This is a genomic window from Psychromonas sp. MB-3u-54 (assembly GCF_002836415.1).
Lineage (GTDB): Bacteria > Pseudomonadota > Gammaproteobacteria > Enterobacterales > Psychromonadaceae > Psychromonas.
Genome location: NZ_PJBP01000134.1, coordinates 1 through 20,173 on the forward strand (window position 1 = coordinate 1; position 20,173 = coordinate 20,173).

The following is a 20,173-nucleotide window of genomic DNA, read 5'->3' on the forward strand; positions in this document are numbered from 1 at the left end:
GAAAAGAGAAGCCTATGTTGTGGTCTTAGGGAGAGCGAAATGAAAGGTGGTGCAATAATCTGCACCGCTCTTTTTGTGTTCGCGGTCTTACTGTCGGTGGTGCAAATGTGGTTTTCTATTATGGAAGTGGCATTCTTCTGGAAGTTACTCATAACTATCGGTGCTTTTTTCATTATTGCGCTGGGCATTACTTTAGTCTCTAAAGAATACCTTAGTGAAAAAGAGATGAAGAAAAAGGGCTACCTTGATTAACGGTACTGCAAAGGATTAAGTTGCTGCACTCGGACTCTGTAACAGTTTGCTCGATTTCACTTCACATTTTAGAAAACGCTTACTCACTCCTACTCTTATCTACTACTAAGTGCGGCGGTGAAACTCGGAAAAGCGCAACTTGTCAGAACGTTTTTTAACTGGGTATAAAATTCAGGGAAATGTACTTTTCCTGACAAATAGATTGACTGCCCAGCCTTTGTATCTAATTAATAAAATTGTTATAAGTTACGGATTTTTGCTGTTGATTACCCGTCATCAGGTGGTTTTTTATCGCCAATGTATCACTCATTATCGGCTCAAGCCTGCCGTTAAACTTAATCATAAATCTTGACTGTTCAGCGTTTTCAAAGGTTGAAGTGATAGACTTATCTTTCTTTTTCTAAATCCCTGTCAATTTCATTTTTTAGCCTATGATTGGTAATCATAGGCTTTATTTTGAATGCCGCCGGCCATGCTTTGGCTCTTTTACAGCCGCAAATACCCGTTGAAAGAATAGCAAGATTGACCAGTTGCTGAAAATATCGGCGGTTTGGTGGGGATAATACGCTTGAGGAATCTATTCAGCGATGATTAAAAGAGAAAGGAGGCAAGCAATGATTACCATCCGTGAATCACAAGACGTCGTTCCAAAAAATGCAACATTGAAGCAATTAGCTGATGACATCGCAAATCAGGTTAGACTCGGATTAGACAAAGTGGTATTGAACTATTTTGATCCCAATACATTTCATATGCCAACCGAGCGATCTTTCGAAACGATATTGAAACCGTTATTTCAATGTCTATCGGACGATAAAAAAACCGCGGCGCACACGCTTGCTTTACCAAAAATAAATCTGTCTGCTAAGCCGCAAGACCGATGCTTGGGTTATTTGACTGGCATTGATTTAAGTTCGAAAGTGTCTATACAAAAGCAAGCAAAAGCGTTGATTCGTCCGGAAAATATAGGTTTGAGCAGCGATGACCTTTTCAATGAGCGTGCTAATACCTTAACCGGAAAGCCAAGAACGCCTTCAGTGAATATTACAAGGACACAGTCGAAAGAAATGCTCAAATTGCGTAATCAGCTCGAATTTGATATCAAACGCAAACCAAGGGTTTTCGCCAATGTTATTTCGGAAAAACATAATACTTTGGGCGGAGACACTGGACTGCTTGGAAAACAAATGGCGTGGCATGGATGGTGGGCCCGTTATGAACATGGTGCTATCTGTTGGAATGGAGAAGCTGCTTGTGAGGTACATGGCGCAATTTGGTCTAAGTATTATGCGCTTGGAGGACCCGACAGTTATTTGGGCCCACCAAAAACGGATGAGAGTACGACAGCCGATAAGATAGGGCGGTATAACCATTTCGATCGGGCTTCAATTTACTGGACACCTCAGTCCGGGGCACATGAAGTTGCCGACTTCATTCTGGAAAAATGGCAGGAACTCGGATCGGAAAAAAGTTTTCTTGGCTACCCCGTTACAGATCCGCTGCGAGCGGCCGATAAGGTAGGTCTTTATAATCATTTTCAGAATGGCTCTATCTACTGGACTCCAAAGACCGGTGCGCATGAGGTTCATGGCGCTATCCGTTCAAAATGGCAAGCGCTCGGATGGGACCAAAGCTCCTTGGGTTATCCCGTGAGCGACGAAGCAACACTTTTCGATGGAAAAGGTAAATATAACCGCTTTGAAGGTGGTGAAATTCGTTGCGATTCACATTCTGGTGTTTATTTGGCAAACCCTGACGTTTCAACCCTGACGTTACGTTGTGTGAAGCTCCATTGCATTGACGAGACAGGAACAAATAGCGCGAGTGAACGGGGGGCTGGTGAGATGGCTATAGGTGGGAGTTTAATAGAGATTAGCCCCGCGGGCGAAAATATAAGTAAATTTGGATTGGTTGATCTGGAAGGGGGCTGGGATGATAATGAATGGACGAGTCCACGTGACTTGGTTGCCACGCCAATTAATCCGAACAATGATTGGCCAAAAATTTTTCTTGCCACCTTTGTTTTGATCGACCTTGATAGCGGTGACTATGCTAAAACATTGGATGAACTTGTGAAAGAAGTAAGGCCGATAGTGAAGGATAAGCTTGAAAAGGCGCTACTGGCTGCGGGAACTGCGGGACTGACAGCAGCTCCACTGTGCGCTACTGTTGGGTTTGTGACTGCTAAATTAGCGGCGTATATTATTGATCAAGTGTTTGCCTGGATTTCAGGCGCTTGGCATGATGACCCGTTTCAGCCGGGCAATATGATTTTGGAGTTGTCAGGCCCTGGCGCCCTGTTCAGTGGCGGTATGTACGATTCACCTGATACCTATTGGACATCCACGGGCCATGACGGTAAGTATGAATATTGGCTGGATTGGGTGCTTTCCTGAAATCCAAACATTTGCAGCGCAACAGTGGACAGCATTGCTTGATTGATATGCCCGAGGATTTAGTTGCGCGCAGACGCAGCTTAATCCTATTGTTGGATAAGCCAGAGCGTTTATCTCCGCGACTGAGCGTTAATATTTAAAACGGGGAGGCGGTTTATTTCCCACGTTATTATTCGTATTTAAATCGCTTGTTTTCTACCCTGTTAAAATTATGTTCGTCCTGTTTTTTCTATATTTCACTTAAGTTATATGAAGTTATATGCATTTTATGGGCTGGGTTATTGCGTTGTTTTGTTCGCTGTGTTCTTCTATGGCACATTAAAATTATTTAGGAATGGTTCATGGAAAGTAGCGCAATAGTAGATACCCCCCGCAAAAGTAAACTCAGTCACCTCTTTCAATCGCTTGGTCCCGGGATCATGATGGCAACGGCTGCCGTTGGCGGATCGCACCTGGTGGCGTCGACTAAAGCCGGGGCTATTTTTGGTTGGCAGTTAGCCCTGCTGATTTTACTGGTTAATTTTCTTAAATATCCATTTTTCAGGGCCGGTGTTACTTATACTATGGGCACCGGGCAAAGTTTAATCGCCGGTTATGGGCAAATGGGTAAAGGTTATTTGTGGTTATTTACCTTATTAACCGCGATGTCAGCGGTGATTAATACCGCTGCGTTAACTATCTTTAGTGCCAGTTTATTAGGTATATTTTTACCCTTTGATTTATCACTTTCGGTGTTATCTGCCATTGTCATTATTGCCTGTTTGGCGATTTTATTACGCGGCCACTTTAATGCCTTAGAAGGTTTAGCAAAAATCATTATGGGGGTATTAACCGTGACCACTCTGATTGCAGTGGTGGTTGCTGCGAATCAGGTACAAGCTGTACCCGCTGATTTTATTTCCCCTTCACCGTGGACTATTGCGTCGATCGGATTTATTGTGATTACCATGGGCTGGATGCCGGCGCCGATTGAAATTTCCTGCTTAACCTCGTTATGGTTAAAACGACAACGCCAGGAAATTAAAGTAACCAATCAATCTGCTTTATTTGATTTTAACGTGGGTTATATTATCACCGCATTATTAGCTATCGCATTTTTAGCGCTTGGGGCGTTGGTGTTGCACGGTCAGACCGACAGTTTAGAGAAGTCAGGCATTGCTTTTTCACATCAACTGGTGGGCATGTATGCCAGTACTATTGGTGAATGGTCTCGAATTTTGATTGCAGTGATCGCCTTTGGTTGTATTTTTGGCAGTACTATTACTGTTATTGATGGTTATGCGCGTGCGCTTGCAGAAGCCAAAGCACAGCTGCAAAACGCGGATGATGAACCCCACCATAATAGTTGGATGTTATTGATCAGCGCTTGTGCGATGGCGGTTATTTTGTTCTTTGTTTCATCATTGATGGCGATGCTCAACTTTGCGATGGTATTGGCCTTTATGACTACCCCCATTTTTGCTTTGCTTAACTACAAGCTGGTTAACGGCAGTAGCTTACCTGTTGGACTTGCATTAACCAAAAAAATGAAAGTGTTGTCCTGGTTAGGCTTAACTTACTTATTTGGTTTCCTGGCGCTGTTTATATGGTGGAAATGGCTGATGTGAGCCGAATAAGGCAACAACGGGCGCCTGATCAAATTAAGTGGCTTTGTTGATAAAAAGAGCAAAATATACTTAGTTAGCTGTAAGTTAAAACAATATTCAGGCTGATTATTTGTAATCCGTTAAAATATCAACTTTTTCGCACTCAGTTTGAGTGCGGTCTTCGCTGTTTTTGAGTAACAAAAACAGCAACAATTTAATCGCCGCTGAGCAGGGCGATTAGTTTATATCAACTGATGGAGAATTATCATGACTAAAGCAGTACGAGCATCTGATACGCCTTTTGCAGTAGAAGTTGAAGAAGGTAAAAAATACACTTGGTGTGCTTGTGGTAAAAGCGAAAAACAACCTTTTTGTGATGGTTCTCATCAAGGTTCTGAATTTTCGCCCGTAAGATTTACCGCGACAGAATCTAAAAAAGTATTTTTTTGCGGCTGTAAACAAACTGCATCACAGCCCCTTTGCGATGGCAGTCATAAAAACACATAACCTTTAATAAAGAAGCACAAAAAATAGTTGGCTAATTTTAGCCAACTATTTTTTTACCCATTAAACGCGCGTTGCTTACTATTGAACTATGCGTAAAATGGATAATAAAGGTATAAAACGGATAAATAATGCGTAAAACGGATAAAAAATTGGATAATCAGATCAGGGTAGCTTTAACCGAACTATGCGAGAGCGCATTAAAGGAAGTTGCCGGATTTGAATGGTTAACGCATGTAGTTAATTACGCTCATTTTCCTAAAAGCTTAAAAGTAGTTTGTGTTTTTGATAGCAATGATAACCTCAACCGCTTTATGGCAACAAACAGTCACCCAGTATTGAACCGGCTAATTCAGAACAAACTGTTTGAAATCGGTATCAAGGTCAATAATATCACTGATCATCTTTCATACGATACGCAAGAGAATTGTGACAACAACAATAGCGGAAAATGGACGGACAGGCTCGCAAAGTAGTTTCCCTGATAATTCATTTAAGCGGGACTAATAACAGTGAGTCAGTTTTATTTTTTAGCTGTTTTTTTTACCAACTATTATTTAGCCCTTTGGTGGGCTTGTGTGGATTAATGAAGCAAGCAATTATCGGATATCATAAGGATCAAGAAAATGATTGGGTAGCTGAATTATGCTGCGCTCATTTTCAGCATGTCAGGCATAATCCCCCCTTTATCAATAGACCCTGGGTAACAACGGAAAGAGGGCGTTGTTCAATGTTAGGCTATGAATTAAATTGTAAAAAATGTGATTCTGGCGCAGCAAAAGATATTTTGCCTGATTTATACTCATGATACTTCAAGATGCAAAGTCAGCAAGAAAAATTGTGCTGAGATGCTAGGCATAAAATTGAAGTACATACCCAAATTATTTAAAGGTGCCAGAATCAGCAAGACGATAATTGATGAAATTCTAGGCAGAAGGCTGATGATCTCGTTATTCTAAATCGACGCTTTCTAACAACGAAGATCGTCGTTTATCGTCTTGCCCTTCGGGAGATTCGCCCGAAAACTAACACTGCGTTGTAACACTTGAGAAGGGAATAACCATTCTCATCATGTTACGCCTTGCTCTAGTATCCGGGCGAAACTCTGAATCTGCATCTTCAAGTAGTTTGGGTATAATTATTCTACAGAGAGATTTTATAACAACGCAGATTGGCACAATTTTCCTTGCCCTACGGGGCGCAAGGTCGAAAACCAGCGCTGCGTTGCACCCATCGAAAAGGGAATAACCATTACCTCATGTTGCGTCTTGCTCTGATCGAAGATCTTGCGCCTGACAAAGCATCTTGAAGTAACATGGGTATATAATACAAAACAGCTTAGCTTTAAGTTAGGGACTAGCCTTCTCAGATTAAATAATCCTCCTCAATAAACTGATTTATAAGTCAATTTAATCGGTTCTTTATTCAAGACAGAGTAATCCATTGAATATTAACTCAATATAAACTACCTTAGTTTTCTTTTAAACAGACAGGCTGAAAATAAGAAATTTTCCAGCCTCCTTAAGTATCCCTCATCAATTGATATTTAAGCTGAGTTTCAACAACTTTATTTCGGGTTAATCATTACATGTATGCAAGATTAAAAAATTCAGTGCCAATCAGTGCCTGGTATATGCTGCTCTCTGCGCTTGGCTTTGCCTTGATGGCCGCCTGTGTAAAAACAGCGAATACTGCTTATGGTATTCCGGTACTTGAGATTGTTGCTGCGCGGGCAATTGTTTCAGCGATAATTAGTTATGCTGACGTTAAGCGTAAAAGGATCTCGGTTTGGGGTAATAATAAACCCTGGCTTATCGCTCGCGGCACAGTCGGTGCAGTTGCCTTAATGCTTGTTTATTATGCCATTACAACGCTGCCACTGGCAGAGGCCACTATCCTGCAGTATTTACACCCGGTGTTTACCGCAATACTGGCATTGCTATTTTTAAAAGAAAATATACAGCGCTCAACGCTTACCTGTATTGTATTGAGCTTATTAGGCTTGTTTATTATGATTCAGCCTAATTTTCTGCAGGATAGCATAACGCAATATTCATGGTTAAGTATTGGTGCCGGCATGTTAGGCGCTTTTGGCAGTGCAGTGGCTTATGTGATTGTTAAGAAGCTCACCAAAACCGATGATAGCTCGGTGATTGTTTTTTATTTTCCGATTATAGCACTCCCTATTTCGATTTTTTTATTAGGCAGTGATTTTGTTATACCCAGCTTAGCGGCATTAGGTGTATTGATTCTGGTGGGTATATTTACGCAAATAGGTCAAATAGGTTTAACCAAAGCTCTGCATAGCGCAGATGCTAATAAAGCAACGGCTTATGCGTACGTACAAGTTCTATTTTCAGTTTTTATTGGCTGGGCTTATTTTAGTGAAATACCTGCTAGTACGACGATCATAGGCGGCACTTTGATCATGACGGGCGCGTTAATTAACGTTTTCTGGAAACGATAAAATAATTTACTTTTGTACCGGGTTTGCATAGTCTGCTTTTTAATCAACAAGCTGTAAAGCTTTACCCGAGAGTCAAAATGAGCATCGCTACACAGTACTTTTATTTTTTATCCAGCAAGAGCCAGGTGTTCTACCTTTTTAAAATAGTCTCAAATTCTTTAATTAGCACCGGTTTGCTAAATAAATAACCTTGATAACGCAAGCAGCCTTTGTTGAGCAGAAATAGACGCTGCTCAGCGGTCTCGACACCCTCTGCGATAACGTTCATATTCAGGCTGGATGCCATAGTAATAATGGTGCGCACTATCGCTCTGTCACTGCTGTCGGTGACAATGTTACGTACAAATGACTGGTCTATTTTTAATTCATCTAGCGGCAGCATTTTCAGATATTGCAAAGATGAATAGCCGGTACCAAAGTCATCTAATGAGAAACGAATGCCTATTTTGTTGAGCGCCTTCATTTTGGCAATGATGTCACTGATGTTATCAAGCAGTATGCTTTCTGTTAGCTCTAGTTTAAGTCGCGCCGGGTTAGTGCCATGGCGTTGCAGAGTGGCCAGCACTTGCTCCACAAAGTCAACTTGATGTAATTGCTTGGCACTCACATTGACTGCAAGCACTATGTCCTTGGTCAGAGGGTTTTTCTGCCATGTCTTGAGCTGCGCACAAACCGTCTCGAGCACCCATTGCCCAATCGGCAGTATCAACCCTATGTCTTCTGCCAACGGAATAAAGTGCTGTGGGGAAATTCTGCCACGTTCCGGATGCTGCCAACTAATTAAGACTTCTGCACTTGAAGATTGACCGCAGTGGTCCACTTGTATTTGATAGTATAATTGAAATTGCTGTTGTTCAATGGCTTGCCGTAGCTCATTTTGAAGATCAACACGGGCAATGATAGCCTTGTGCATCATTTGGTCAAAAAAGCACAGGCTATTACCGCCCTGGTTCTTGGATTGATACATGGCGATATCGGTCTGTTTTAACAATTTCTCTGTTGTCAGTTGATGCCCAGTGAACAATGAAGCGCCTATGCTGGTGGTGTTATGGTAAAGGATTGCGCTAAGTTGATAAGGTTGGTTGAGTGAGAGACTGATTTTTGTTGCTATATTTTTAGTTTGATCTGCGGCTTCAAGGACATCTTTACTCAGGCTTTCCAATAGCACCACAAACTCATCCCCGCCAAAACGGGCTACAGTATCCCCTTCTCGTAGACATGCTGTTAGGCGTTCTGCAACCTGTTGCAACAGTAAATCACCAATATCGTGTCCCTGTGTATCATTCAGGTTTTTGAAGTGATCTAAGTCGAGAAACAGAAGTGCGCCTTGCTGACCACTATGGGCGCTAACAGCTAAAGCTTGGTTGAGCCGGTCAAAAAAAAGACGGCGGTTAGGTAACTGCGTGAGTGGGTCATAGAAAGCAAGCCTCTCAATTTCATTTGATACCGCTTTACTCGAGGTGATATCAGTGAGTGTTTTTACGTAGTTGGTGACCATTCCCTGCGCATTTTTAACGGCCGTAATGTGCAGGTATTGCGGATAGACTTCATTGTTTTTACGCTGTGCCTGGATTTCACCCTTCCATAATCCTGTACTGTTGATGATATCCCACATGGTGGTGTAGAGCACTTTACTTTGCATGCCTGAGCTTAGCAGATGAGCTGTTTGGCCAACGACATCTTCCGCGCTATAACCTGTGATTTCAGTAAAGGCACGGTTTACCCGAAGAATGACATGCTGTGCATCGGTCACCATCATGCCGACTTGGGAGTCGAAAACGGTGGCTGCGATGCTAAGCTCTGTATTAGCGACGGCAAGTTCAGCAGCCCGTTTCTCTTTCTCGTTATTTTGAAAGCGGAGTTCTTTATTGGCGATGGCAAGTTCAGCAGCCCGTTTCTCTTTCTCGTTATTTTGAAAGCGGAGTTCTTTATTGGCGATGGCAAGCTCGGCAGCCCGTTTCTCTTTCTCGTTATTTTGAAAGCGGAGTTCTTTATTGGCGATGGCAAGTTCAGCAGCCCGTTTCTCTTTCTCGTTATTTTGAAAGCGGAGTTCTTTATTGGCAATGGCAAGTTCAGCAGCCCGTTTCTCTTTCTCGTTATTTTGAAAGCGGAGTTCTTTATTGGCGATCGCAAGCTCGGCAGCCGCAATGATCCGTTCGCCGGCAAGATTGGCGATGATTAGTTCGTTAGAAAGTTTCTTTTTTTTCGTCATTTTTAAGTAACTTCCCTTTTTTATCGACAATTTCTACCGTAGGTTGTGTCTGGATCATACTCGCCTCAGCGCCTCTAAATTGAATGTTTTGTGAAGGGGCTGATTACTGATGAATTCTGCTGCTAATAATTTAAAATGAGATTAAAATCAATCAGATAGAGTCAAGGTTACCAAGCTTTAACAAGGGGGATCCTTCATTTTTCCTCATTTATCAAGTCGTTGCAGTTTCTTTTAATACGCCATTCGAATCTTTGATACTGATATAACTCCTTGAATAACATAGCCAAAATAAGGTAAGTGATCATGGGTCTATTGCCCTGCAAAGATTAATAAGTACAGCAAAAAATTCGCGTCCTTTTACCTTCGCAGCGTAATTCGCTAGCAATAGAATCAATGTTATGTTTGATAAAATCAATAAGTAAGCGAGTCTCTCGGTTCACTTATAGTGGACTGTCTGATCGAATATAAGCTAGTTACTAAAAGCGTCAATAAAACAAGAAGTTTAGTGATTGTTGTGGCTGTTCTTAGCGCTTTATTTACATAAAAAAGCAGGATAAATGGTTAATCAATGCTCTATTAATAGCAGAAAAACTCATTGAATACCAAGTAAATATAAACTACCCTATTTTTTAAACAGGCAGGCTGAAATGAAAAATTCTACGGTCTGCTAACCTATCAAGGAGGTTATTGTGGCAGGTGAGACAAACTTAATTAAATTATTGGCTTCAATGAAGCCAGTACTGCTGGACCAAGAATATGTTTTTTGTACTATTGAGGGAGCGCAATATGGAGATTATGCTGAGATTTCACCCTTAGCGTCATATCTTGAATTCGAAGGTTTAACACTTTTGGTAAGCAAAGATAATGCACAAAAAGCGAATCTGAAATATGAGAGCGTCTTTAAATGTATCACATTAGCGGTTCATTCCAGTCTTGAAGCCGTTGGTTTAACGGTTGCAGTTTCAAGTAAGCTGACAGAAAAAGGGATCAGCGCTAATGTGATAGCTGCTTACTATCACGATCATTTCTTTGTACAAGCTGAAAAAGCCGACATGGCGATAGCGGCTTTAAATGAGTTTGGCAGCTAACAAGTCAAATAATCGCACGCATTATCAAGGCTGTCACGGTCTTATCTGCACAGCTCTGGAGATCTTCAGTGAATTATATAATTCAGGAAATTAAATCGCAGCACGATATTAAAGTGTGCGATATCATTACAAGGGTCGGCGGGGAATACGGTGCAATTGGCGAAGGCTTTGGTCCTTCGGATGCCGAAGTTAATGCCATGAGTGAGCACTACAAGAATGAAACTGCCAGTCGCTATCTTGTCGCAACTATCGAAGGCTGTCTTGTAGGGGGGAGTGGCATTGCTTCTTTTAATAACAGTGATGAAATTTGTGAGTTACGAAAGTTATTTCTGTTACCGGAAAGCAGAGGGTTAGGTATTGGCAAAAAACTGACGGAAGATTGCCTCGAATATGCCAAAAGTAAAGGTTATAAGCACTGTTATTTGGATACCCTGAGCAGCATGAAATCGGCTGTCGCTTTATATAAAAAGTTAGGGTTTCAGTTTCTGGATAACCCATTACCGGGAACCATTCACAACGGTTGTGACGTTTGGATGCTAAAAGAGCTATAAGGCAGTGTTGTAGAAGAAGCCCTTTTTAATATGAGAAGTGCCTTTAGTATGCGGATCATGATCGCCGTTATTACTGGATATATCATTGTTCCGTTTGTATAAAAAAAGGGGGGGCTAAAACTATCGGTTTCTCCGCTGCAAAGTTTAAAAAACACTTAGCGGGGCTGAATTCTAAAATTAATGATAACTGTTTGATACGGTAAAATTAAGGCTAAGAAGTGAATCACTTATTAGCCTTATTTATTTAAAAAAACGTATTTACTGAGGGTTAAATCTTATCTTTATTTTCTTTTTTATCCCGTTTTTCATTGCGTTTTTCTTTCAGTGTTTTTTCAGATTTTTTCTTTTCTGATTTTTGTGAATCTTGTCCTTTAGCCACGATTTTATCCTTTATTATTGTTAGATAGGTTGACTGGAACTGTTTTAATGACACTTTAAAGTGTCATTATTAGCGGGCGTTAGCTAACACTTTGAGCATACATCAAATAAAAATAAGCGGTAGTTTAAAAGTGCTTTATTTTAAAAAATATTTTTACTTTTTATTGTTTTTATCAGAACTACCGAAATACTCCTTTAGATAAGAGATGAAAGGCAATGAGCGTGACGTGGTCATCATCTATTGACCTTAAAAACGACAAGCAAACCTTTTTCTGCTTATTGATTTTGTTATTTCTCTTATGTTCATATAATAAGCACGTAACCTGAATTTAGCTTAAATAATACAGTTTCACCGGGCGCCTAAAGGGGGGACTGCTCTTGTGCTTTTTTATCTTCTTTGAGGGCTTTTTGTGCCCGTTCATCCAGCGGAACACAGCTGCGATTATTTTCTGGCGTTAAACCTAAGTCATCAAGCATAGCGCAATATTTTTTCCACCATTTTTTAATAAATGCCATTTTTTTATCCTCTTCAGTAATAAGTGTTAGCGCTTAGCATCGCTATTTATTGTGATGCTACGGCTTTAAATTCCCACCAACCGACCTGTTAGTCAACTTTTGGCAAAAAACCAAACTGGACAAGTATTACTCAACGGCGACGGCCATGAGTTCACTCTGCCAAGAGACGACTTGTGCTCAATAAACCGTCCTCGAACGGTTTATTGAAACACTAAGCATTATCTCGCGGCTTTAATGTGCTCTGCAATCAAAAAGGCTAATTCTAGTGCCTGATCGGCATTCAAACGTGGATCACAGTAGGTATGGTAACGCTGTGCCAGGTCGTGCTCCGTAATTTGGAAAGCGCCGCCCACACATTCGGTGACGTTACGGCCGGTCATTTCAAAGTGAACCCCGCCTGCGTAAGATCCTTCCGCTTTATGAATTTGAAAGAATTGCTGCACTTCACGTAATATATCGTCCACGCGACGCGTTTTGTAGCCGTTTGGCGCTTTAATAGTATTGCCGTGCATCGGGTCTGAGCTCCAGACTACGTTTTTACCCTCGCGCTCGATGGCGCAAATAAGTGCCGGCAGGTGATCTGCTACTTTATCTGCCCCCATCCGCACAATTAAATTCAAACGGCCCGCTTCGTTGTTCGGATTAACAATGTCGATAATGCGCAGCAGTTCTTCAGGAACAGTACTTGGACCTACTTTTATGCCAATGGGGTTTTCGACCCCGCGTAAGAATTCTATATGTGCATGGTCGATTTGCCGAGTGCGATCACCAATCCACAGCATGTGCGCCGAACAGTCATACCATTTACCCGTAAGACTATCGCAACGGGTTAACGCCTGCTCGTAGGGCAGTAACAGTGCTTCGTGTGAAGTATATAAAGTGGTTTCGCGCAGCTGTGGCGCCGTAGCGGGATTAATCCCGCAAGCATTCATAAAAGCAAGCGAGTCTTCAATACTACTGGCTAAGGTTTCATAACGCTTCCCCAGTGGACTTTTCTTAACGAAGTCTAAGTTCCATTGATGAACTTGATTTAAATCGGCGAGTCCCCCTTGAGCAAAAGCACGCAGTAAGTTAAGGGTAGAAGTCGATTGGTTGTAAGCGGTTACCATACGTTGTGGATCCGGCAGGCGACTTTTTTCATTAAAATCGATGCCGTTAATAATATCACCGCGGTAGGAAGGTAAGTTTACACCGTTGATGGTTTCCATGTCGGTGCTACGCGGTTTAGCAAATTGTCCGGCAATACGGCCAATTTTAACCACCGGCTTCTGCCCGCCAAAGGTTAATACTACTGCCATCTGCATTAAGGCTTTAAAAGTATCGCGAATATGACTGGTTTGAAACTCGTCAAAACTCTCTGCACAATCGCCCCCCTGCAGTAAAAATGCTTCACCTCTGGATACTTTTGCCAAATCTTCACGCAAAGCACGTGCTTCACCGGCAAAGACCAGTGGGGGTTGCTTCGCCAAATAGCGCTCGGTTTGTTGAAGTTTTACTTGATCAGGGTAGGAAGGCAGTTGTTTTACTGCTTTGTTTCTCCAGCTTGAGGGGGTCCATTGGGTCATAGTCGATTTCCAAGAGCGATAAACAACCTATAATAGGCATTATCGGGCACATGAAAAGCACTCATTGAGTTTTTTTTATTAAAGGCGAATAATTTATTGTTTTTGTCAGAAGGAACTTGCATATTTCAAGCACTTTTTAAGTGCTTGTTCGGGTTGCGGATCGGAGAATACAATCGCATAATGCATAGCCTAATATCTTGGCTGCCAAGCTCAGATTAAGTGTTTTCCTCAAGAGGAAACCTAAAAAAGGCTTCCCGCCATCTATCTAAGGTTTAAAAAATGCTGTTAGAAATTCAATCCTCCCATGCGATGACCGCTGTTGTCGGTATTCTGTTTTTTATCTTCGCACTATTTGATTTTTTTGACTGGACAAAGATATGTCAGCGATTCCACTTCCATCCCGTTGCTGCTCAGTACCGGCCGTATACTCGAGCCCTTTGCCCAGGCTATCAGTGAACAAGTTGAGTCACCTATAGCCAGTTTGTTTATCTCATTTACGCACCTTTATTTTATCGCGATAGGCATACTTTATAATATGAAAATCCGCAAAAATAACCGTCAGTAAAACAGATCAGGCTAAGTTTTCTCTACCGAAGGATCATTGCCGACAACACTGAATCGCGGTATTCAGTGTTGTCGTGCCTGTTCATTTTTCCATTTTAAAAACCCGCTAAAAATAGTGATTGTCCTTATTGTAAGTCTGTCGATAGAAGGCTTTAAGGCTGCAGGGCTGTGAGGCTGTAAGGCTTTAAGGCTTTAAGGCTGCAGGGCTGTGAGGCTTTAAGGCTGCAGGGCTGTGAGGCTTTAAGGCTGCAGGGCTGTGAGGCTTTAAGGCTGCAGGGCTGCAGGGCTGTGAGGCTGTAAGGCTGTAAGGCTGCAGGGCTGTAAGGCTGTGAGGCTGTAAGGCTGTAAGGCTGTGAGGCTGTAAGGCTGTAAGGCTGTAAGGCTGTGAGGCTGTGAGGCTGTAAGGCTGTAAGGCTGTGAGGCTGTAAGGCTGTAAGGCTGTGAGGCTGTAAGGCTGTGAGGCTGTAAGGCTGTGAGGCTGTAAGGTTGTAAGGCTGTAAGGCTGTGAGGCTGTGAGGCTGTGAGGCTGTGAGGCTGTGAGGCTGTGAGGCTATAGGGCTATAGGGCTTTAAGGCTGCAGGGCTGTAAGGCTGTCAGGCTTTTAAGTTGCTATGCCTCTATCTTATTGCTTCTTGGTCTGGTGAGAGTAAAGCGTGGCTATTTCACTAATGGTACGATGCTCCAAGTAAAATCATTGGAGTGGCTATGATCGCCAAAGTAACAAATAAAGCAATTTTGAGCAGCAAAGTATTTTCTATCAACCTGGTTACTTATCCTACCAACCACAGTGTGATGAGCCATATTGACCCGGTGCAGGAGGGGCGTTATTACAAGCTTAATTTTGTGCTTATACAGCCTAAAGCCGGTGGTGTTTTTAAGTGTTCTAAATGCATTATAAATTTATTTAATCGCGTGTATTTATTTCGCCCGGATAAGTCTGAGCACAGTGTCTCCAAAATTGAATCGGGTAAACGGGTATTACTGAGTTTTGCATTAAACCTTTAGTTAGTAGTGATAGGCTGATAGTTAGTAGTGATAGGATGATTTTTCAAAGCTAACCTATATTCAGTCGCTCAAATCAGCAATAATCGATGATACTTAACCTATTATTAGCTTAGGCTCTGCCACGGAAGAGATTCAGCGTGGTGATATCGAAATAAGCGTGCCAGCTCTGTTTAAAAAGACTAATAGACTTTTTATATATGGAGTAAAAATACTATGCGCCGTAAAAGCTATAAAAGTGAATAATGCTGCTTAATCAGTTTTGGCCCGCTGGTGATTTTTCTTTATGGCGGTCTTTATTTGGTTTTACAATAACTATTATCTATGGCGTTGTTGTTATTAAGCTTTTTATTGTAAATTATTTTTCTGAAAACAAATAATTTATACAGTCTGAAGACTAAAAACATTTCATCTCTTTCAACCACAGGAGTTCAATATGGGTTCAAAAACTACGATGAAAATTATCAGTATTGTCCTAATCGTTTTAGGCCTTGGCCTTGCAGTCTGGGGGGATCAATTATCTGGCTCTGTCGAATCCGAAATAACACAAGCTATTACGGGTGCGGATACAGACAAGGTCATGACTTATTATATAACCGGGGCGGTCAGTTTTTTTGTCGGCATATTTCTTTTTAGTAAAAATTAAACAGAGAGCATTTCTTAAAGGGGAATGCTATTTTAAAGTCAGCAGCGGGTTAATTTTTTGGTAATTGGCTTGCCTGCTGGCAATTTTTATTTAACGCCATTATTTGGCTCTGTTGTGTTAACTGTGTTGTCGCTGTCATCTTTTAAATTAGAATGTGTTATAACGGCATAAAAAACAGGTGTAATATCAATATTTACAATACGTTAAGCATAGACAGGTAAAATTTACTCAGACACAGCCAAGTATCGAGTGTCCTGTTTTTAGCGCTTTACCGTGGCAGGAGGCCGCAATGATTAAAGTTAATAAATCCAATACCGCCAGCTTTGATGTCGATCCGCAGCGCGGTTTCACACCCTTATGTCCCAACGAACTCCCTATCAGAGAGGGGGAGCAGATTAGCGATCAGTTAAATGCTCAGGCACAGTTCGCCGCTTATCGTCTGGTCAGTAAGGATTGTCACCCCGCCGAAGCGCCCTGGATTGCTGACTCGACCGACGAAATAATGAAACCTGTTGCCGGAGATTATCCTAATTTGGATATCAAGTGGCCGGCGCACTGCGTGGTCGGCACCGAAGGGAATCAGCTTATTCCCGGACTGCCGGACGAGGCGGACTATGATCTGCTGATCACAAAGGGCACGGATCCACTTAAACACCCCTATGGTGCTTGCTATCAGGATCTTGGTGAAAGTGAAAGTACCGGCGCGATTGAATGGTTGCATCAACGGCAGATAAAAGTGGTTATTGTCGGGGGACTGGCAACCGATTATTGTGTCAAAACCACTGTGCTGCAACTTTGTCGGGCCGGATTTAAAGTGATCGTTAATCTTGGCGCTTGCCGGGGAGTTGCCAGTGATACTACTAAAACTGCCTGCGCGGCAATGTCTGCTGCTGGGGCTGAGCTGATCCAAAACAGTGGCAAAATGGAGTTATAATGAGTATAAAAAAGCTGGATTACTGGCTGATCGAGTCGCTGATGGATACGGATCTCTACAAAATCACTATGCTGCAGGCTTATTATCATGCGCCGGAGTTCCGCCTTGTTGATATCGAGTGGAAGTTTGCCTGCCGTAACCGCAACGGTCTTGATCTGACCCCGTTGATCCCGGAAATTTTTCGTCAGCTTGAGCATCTCTGCACACTCTCTTTCAGCGATGCAGAACTCGACTATCTGGCTGGTTTTTCTTTTATAAAACCGGATTTTATTGAATTTCTGCGTATCTTTCGACTCGACATGCGCTTTGTCCATATCGAGGCGAAAGGTGAAGATATTAACCTGCGCTTTAGCGGGCCCTTGCTGCATGTTTCTCTGCTGGAGATTTATACTCTGGCAATTATCAGTGAACTGCATACCTTTGTTAATTGTGGTGGTATTGATCTGAACGTAGCACGGGAAAACCTGGCTGAAAAGATTGCTATTCTTCAAGCTGAGAATGATCTATCCGGCTTTAGTTTTGCCGATTTCGGCACTCGGCGGCGTGCCAGTAAAGCCTGGCAGGAAGAAGTACTGGTCACCCTTAAAGAGCAGCTACCGGAATGTTTTTCCGGCACCAGCAGCCTGCATTTTGCACGCACCTTAGGCTTGCCTCCGATCGGTACCATGGCCCATGAATGGTTTCAAAGCTGGCAGGCGGTAACAAGGCTGGCGGATGCCCAGAAAGCGGCGCTTGAAGGTTGGGTGCAGGAATATCGCGGTCGATTGGGCATTGCGCTGACCGACTGTTATTCAATGGATTCTTTTATTCGAGATTTTTCCGATCCCTATTTTGGTAAGCTTTACGATGGTCTGCGCCACGACAGTGGTTGTCCGTTTGTGTGGGCTGAAAAAGCGATTTTGATGTATCAGCAGATGGGCATTGACCCGCTCACTAAAACCCTGGTCTTTAGCGACGGATTAAATTTTCCGAGCATGCTGGAAATTTGGAAACGGTTCAGGGGGCGCGCAAAAATCTCCTTTGGTATCGGCACGAACCTGATGAATGATGTGGGTAATGAGCCGCTGAATATTGTGATTAAAATGGTCACTGCTAATGGCAGGCCGATAGCAAAAATATCCGATGAACCGAGCAAAAGTATGTGTGAAGATCTCGGTTATTTACAATATTTGGCCAGTCAGTATGGAATCGATCCGAGTCTGGTGAAAATTTCTCAATAGGGTGCTTGCTGATTTTCTATTTTCGCCTCCCTGATTTTGTCAGGAATGAAGCCAATTCTTAAAGGAGCTATGATGGGAGCCAAGGATAAAATGCATCATCAAAAAGTGTATTTTTGTGATGATAAAACGCTCGTTTCGGAGCAGATGCAATGTTTGGAAATACTTTATGACTTTAATCTTACCCGGCCTGCTGAAGTAAAAAAGAGAGAAATTATTCTTAGTAAGTTATTTGCTGAAATAGGCGATAATTGTTATATCGAGCCACCACTCCATGCTAACTGGGGCAAGCATACTCATTTAGGTGACAACGTTTATGCAAACTTTAATCTGACCTTAGTCGATGATACCCATATATACATTGGTAATTATGTAATGATTGGCCCTAATGTCACCATTGCAACCGCGGGTCACCCCATTACCCCTGAACGACGGAAAAAAGCCGCGCAGTTTAATATTCCAGTCTACATTGGTAATAATGTCTGGATAGGTGCAAACAGTGCCATTTTACCGGGTGTGACTATTGGAGAGAACAGTGTCATTGGAGCGGGCAGTATAGTGACAAAAAACGTGCCTGCAAACGTGATAGCCGTTGGTAATCCGTGCCGCATCCTGCGCGAAATTAATGACCGGGACAAAGAGTATTATTATAAAAATCTGAGGTTTGATGATGAATAAGAACCTGCCTGACAGGGTTGTGAAAAGGCAGGTTATTAGCCTCTATTAATCGCTTAATCAAGGGTTAGCTAATATGCTCATAATAAAGACACTTAATGGTTTTTACTAACATGTTGCTGCTAATTGCTACTTTGGAAGGGAATAAATGATTGAACCTTTAACTGCTCTCTCGGACAAATCAGGTTTACCGCCCGGCTCACTGATTCATATTGGTGATGTCAGGGAAACGGTCACTCAAATGACCGTGATTGACTATTGCTCAGAAAACGTTAAAGAGCATAAAATTCAATCACTGGATGAAATTTTAAAATACAAGGAGAGTGAGTCAGTCACCTGGGTGATTATCGAAGGGTTAACAAATGTTGATATTGTAGAGCAGATCGGCACCATGTTTGACATCCATCAGCTGGTGCTCGAAGATATTTTAAATACGCATCAAAGGCCTAAATTCGAGGAGTATGATGACCATCTTTTCATTGTACTCAAATCTTTATTACCTGAAAATGATCAGTTCTCGGTTACCTATGAGCAGATCAGCCTGTTAGTGTTGAATAATTTTGTTTTCGCATTTAAGGAAAAAAAAGATGATCTTTTCCATCCTATTATGCAGCGCATTCGCTCCAGCAGCGGTCGATTAAGAAATTTGCGGGCAGATTATCTGACCTACAGCATTCTCGATACTATTGTTGACCAGAATTTTATTCTTATCGATTCATTAGATGAAGCCATCACGTCCTTGGAAGATATTTTATTAACCGCAGAGCCTGTAAAAAATACACTTAATACCATTCAAAAGCTCAAAAGAGAAATAATCAGCATCAGAAAACATGTCTCTCCAGTAAGAGAATTAATTTCCGCAATGCTGCGCAGTGAATCAATATTGATTGATGAAAAAACCCATATATATTTAAGGGATGTATCTGATCATGCAATACGTGTATCAGAATCAATTGAATCATACCGAGAGATATTAACCGGCTTATTAGATATTTACATATCCAGTGTCAGCAATAAAATGAATGAAACAATGAAATTTCTGACGGTGTTTGCGTCAATATTCATTCCGTTAACTTTTATTGCGGGCATTTACGGAATGAACTTTGAATATATGCCCGAGTTAAAGTGGAGATGGGCATATCCAGCCCTTTGGGCTGTTTTTATTATTCTGCCAATCATACTGCTTATCTATTTCAGAAGAAAAAAATGGTTATAAGTGAGCGCGTTAAATCGACAAAAAGTCAGTTAAGCTGTCCAGTTACCTTTGATCATAATAGGGACAATATTATTTCTCTAGGCGCCGTCTTCTTCATCAGTTTTTGGGCAAGGATACCTCCTGCTTTAGCGGGAGGAGGAATTGCTTGCACTCTCCATTTGTTGAGTTAATGTCGTGGTGCGAGATGTTAGCCGCACTGTGTTTTTTTTAATATTTGCACTTGCATGTATTTTCTCGCCCAGTATATTTTCTAAAGCAAAATACCCAGTACTGCGTTTACCTTTAACAAAACCTGTACCTTGTGGCGTTTGGATAAAATCATGCTTTTTAAGGCCAAACAACTTTCCTGTCGGTATCCTTTTTTCACTGCGAACACCCTTAGTTTGCTGGTAATCACCGGAGGC

18 protein-coding genes and 1 pseudogene are annotated in these 20,173 nt (G+C 42.0%); 15 read left to right on the forward strand and 4 right to left on the reverse strand.

Translation table 11 applies throughout. The features are described from left to right. The 7 genes from CXF72_RS10270 to CXF72_RS10300 form a co-directional block, all read left to right on the forward strand. On the forward strand, nt 1-252 hold a 252-nt coding region (locus CXF72_RS10270), incomplete at its 5' end, for a hypothetical protein (RefSeq protein ID WP_232784944.1). A gap of 614 nt (nt 253-866) precedes the next feature. After that, nucleotides 867-2,648 carry an LGFP repeat-containing protein gene (locus tag CXF72_RS10275; RefSeq protein ID WP_157823234.1) on the forward strand — a complete coding sequence of 594 codons (1,782 nt, stop codon included), beginning with the start codon at nt 867-869 and terminating at the stop codon, nt 2,646-2,648. A 341-nt stretch (nt 2,649-2,989) separates the two neighbouring features. Continuing rightward, nucleotides 2,990-4,255, forward strand: coding sequence for an NRAMP family divalent metal transporter (locus CXF72_RS10280; protein ID WP_101038869.1), 1,266 nt, complete (start codon nt 2,990-2,992; stop codon nt 4,253-4,255). 246 nt (nt 4,256-4,501) lie between these two features. Next, nucleotides 4,502-4,741 (forward strand): CDGSH iron-sulfur domain-containing protein, encoded by a 240-nt coding sequence (locus CXF72_RS10285; protein ID WP_101038870.1) that lies wholly within the window; start codon nt 4,502-4,504, stop codon nt 4,739-4,741. A 128-nt stretch (nt 4,742-4,869) separates the two neighbouring features. Continuing rightward, a complete protein-coding gene (locus tag CXF72_RS10290; RefSeq protein WP_101038871.1) occupies nt 4,870-5,214 on the forward strand; it encodes a Fis family transcriptional regulator in 345 nt (114 codons plus the stop codon). 110 nt (nt 5,215-5,324) lie between these two features. Beyond that, entirely contained in the window at nt 5,325-5,546 is a 222-nt protein-coding gene (locus CXF72_RS10295) for a DUF3565 domain-containing protein (RefSeq protein ID WP_101038883.1), read from the forward strand. A gap of 780 nt (nt 5,547-6,326) precedes the next feature. Beyond that, nucleotides 6,327-7,205 carry a DMT family transporter gene (locus tag CXF72_RS10300; RefSeq protein ID WP_101038872.1) on the forward strand — a complete coding sequence of 293 codons (879 nt, stop codon included), beginning with the start codon at nt 6,327-6,329 and terminating at the stop codon, nt 7,203-7,205. A 130-nt stretch (nt 7,206-7,335) separates the two neighbouring features. On the opposite strand, the gene CXF72_RS10305 is transcribed toward CXF72_RS10300, so the two are convergent. Then, entirely contained in the window at nt 7,336-9,417 is a 2,082-nt protein-coding gene (locus CXF72_RS10305) for a putative bifunctional diguanylate cyclase/phosphodiesterase (RefSeq protein ID WP_101038873.1), read from the reverse strand. 689 nt (nt 9,418-10,106) lie between these two features. Here CXF72_RS10305 and CXF72_RS10310 point away from each other — a divergent pair. Beyond that, on the forward strand, nt 10,107-10,505 hold the full coding sequence (locus tag CXF72_RS10310; RefSeq protein WP_101038874.1) for an ACT domain-containing protein: 399 nt from the start codon (nt 10,107-10,109) through the stop codon (nt 10,503-10,505). A gap of 68 nt (nt 10,506-10,573) precedes the next feature. After that, nucleotides 10,574-11,056 (forward strand): GNAT family N-acetyltransferase, encoded by a 483-nt coding sequence (locus CXF72_RS10315; protein WP_101038875.1) that lies wholly within the window; start codon nt 10,574-10,576, stop codon nt 11,054-11,056. Nucleotides 11,057-11,794: 738 nt separating this feature from the next. Here the strand turns inward: CXF72_RS10315 and CXF72_RS19335 are convergent. Continuing rightward, entirely contained in the window at nt 11,795-11,950 is a 156-nt protein-coding gene (locus CXF72_RS19335) for a DUF5363 family protein (RefSeq protein WP_157823235.1), read from the reverse strand. A gap of 218 nt (nt 11,951-12,168) precedes the next feature. After that, nucleotides 12,169-13,515, reverse strand: a complete 1,347-nt coding sequence (locus CXF72_RS10320) for a class II 3-deoxy-7-phosphoheptulonate synthase (RefSeq protein ID WP_101038876.1) — start codon at nt 13,513-13,515, stop codon at nt 12,169-12,171. A 1,269-nt stretch (nt 13,516-14,784) separates the two neighbouring features. Between CXF72_RS10320 and CXF72_RS10330 the strand changes: the two genes are divergently transcribed. From CXF72_RS10330 to corA, 6 genes are all read left to right on the forward strand, one after another. Further along, nucleotides 14,785-15,084 carry a hypothetical protein gene (locus tag CXF72_RS10330; protein WP_101038877.1) on the forward strand — a complete coding sequence of 100 codons (300 nt, stop codon included), beginning with the start codon at nt 14,785-14,787 and terminating at the stop codon, nt 15,082-15,084. A 433-nt stretch (nt 15,085-15,517) separates the two neighbouring features. Beyond that, nucleotides 15,518-15,727: a DUF3185 family protein gene (locus CXF72_RS10335; RefSeq protein WP_232784945.1), complete on the forward strand. Its 210-nt coding sequence runs from the start codon at nt 15,518-15,520 to the stop codon at nt 15,725-15,727. 289 nt (nt 15,728-16,016) lie between these two features. Further along, entirely contained in the window at nt 16,017-16,661 is a 645-nt protein-coding gene (locus CXF72_RS10340) for an isochorismatase family protein (RefSeq protein ID WP_101038878.1), read from the forward strand. Continuing rightward, the gene (pncB, locus tag CXF72_RS10345) at nt 16,661-17,881 is read left to right on the forward strand and encodes a nicotinate phosphoribosyltransferase (RefSeq protein WP_101038879.1); all 1,221 of its coding nucleotides are present in this window, start codon (nt 16,661-16,663) and stop codon (nt 17,879-17,881) included. The genes CXF72_RS10340 and pncB overlap by 1 nt, the downstream gene beginning before the upstream one ends. 69 nt (nt 17,882-17,950) lie before the next feature. After that, nucleotides 17,951-18,556 carry a sugar O-acetyltransferase gene (locus CXF72_RS10350; protein WP_232784946.1) on the forward strand — a complete coding sequence of 202 codons (606 nt, stop codon included), beginning with the start codon at nt 17,951-17,953 and terminating at the stop codon, nt 18,554-18,556. 145 nt (nt 18,557-18,701) lie between these two features. After that, nucleotides 18,702-19,769, forward strand: coding sequence for a magnesium/cobalt transporter CorA (corA, locus tag CXF72_RS10355; RefSeq protein WP_101038881.1), 1,068 nt, complete (start codon nt 18,702-18,704; stop codon nt 19,767-19,769). A gap of 125 nt (nt 19,770-19,894) precedes the next feature. On the opposite strand, the pseudogene CXF72_RS10360 reads toward corA, so the two are convergent. After that, nucleotides 19,895-20,173 (reverse strand): annotated as a pseudogene (locus tag CXF72_RS10360) (RNA-guided endonuclease IscB); the annotation flags it as partial.

What these genes read in the sequence shown, in the direction of transcription:
- CXF72_RS10295 (WP_101038883.1), top strand. Translation starts at nt 5,325, where the DNA reads ATGAAGCAAGCAATTATCGGATATCATAAGGATCAAGAAAATGATTGG.
- CXF72_RS10330 (WP_101038877.1), top strand. Translation starts at nt 14,785, where the DNA reads ATGATCGCCAAAGTAACAAATAAAGCAATTTTGAGCAGCAAAGTATTT.
- pncB (WP_101038879.1), top strand. Translation starts at nt 16,661, where the DNA reads ATGAGTATAAAAAAGCTGGATTACTGGCTGATCGAGTCGCTGATGGAT.
- corA (WP_101038881.1), top strand. Translation starts at nt 18,702, where the DNA reads ATGATTGAACCTTTAACTGCTCTCTCGGACAAATCAGGTTTACCGCCC.
- CXF72_RS10275 (WP_157823234.1), top strand. Translation starts at nt 867, where the DNA reads ATGATTACCATCCGTGAATCACAAGACGTCGTTCCAAAAAATGCAACA.
- CXF72_RS10285 (WP_101038870.1), top strand. Translation starts at nt 4,502, where the DNA reads ATGACTAAAGCAGTACGAGCATCTGATACGCCTTTTGCAGTAGAAGTT.
- CXF72_RS10290 (WP_101038871.1), top strand. Translation starts at nt 4,870, where the DNA reads ATGCGTAAAACGGATAAAAAATTGGATAATCAGATCAGGGTAGCTTTA.
- CXF72_RS10280 (WP_101038869.1), top strand. Translation starts at nt 2,990, where the DNA reads ATGGAAAGTAGCGCAATAGTAGATACCCCCCGCAAAAGTAAACTCAGT.
- CXF72_RS10340 (WP_101038878.1), top strand. Translation starts at nt 16,017, where the DNA reads ATGATTAAAGTTAATAAATCCAATACCGCCAGCTTTGATGTCGATCCG.
- CXF72_RS10335 (WP_232784945.1), top strand. Translation starts at nt 15,518, where the DNA reads ATGGGTTCAAAAACTACGATGAAAATTATCAGTATTGTCCTAATCGTT.
- CXF72_RS10300 (WP_101038872.1), top strand. Translation starts at nt 6,327, where the DNA reads ATGTATGCAAGATTAAAAAATTCAGTGCCAATCAGTGCCTGGTATATG.
- CXF72_RS10350 (WP_232784946.1), top strand. Translation starts at nt 17,951, where the DNA reads ATGATGGGAGCCAAGGATAAAATGCATCATCAAAAAGTGTATTTTTGT.
- CXF72_RS10305 (WP_101038873.1), bottom strand. Translation starts at nt 9,417, where the DNA reads ATGACGAAAAAAAAGAAACTTTCTAACGAACTAATCATCGCCAATCTT.
- CXF72_RS19335 (WP_157823235.1), bottom strand. Translation starts at nt 11,950, where the DNA reads ATGGCATTTATTAAAAAATGGTGGAAAAAATATTGCGCTATGCTTGAT.
- CXF72_RS10320 (WP_101038876.1), bottom strand. Translation starts at nt 13,515, where the DNA reads ATGACCCAATGGACCCCCTCAAGCTGGAGAAACAAAGCAGTAAAACAA.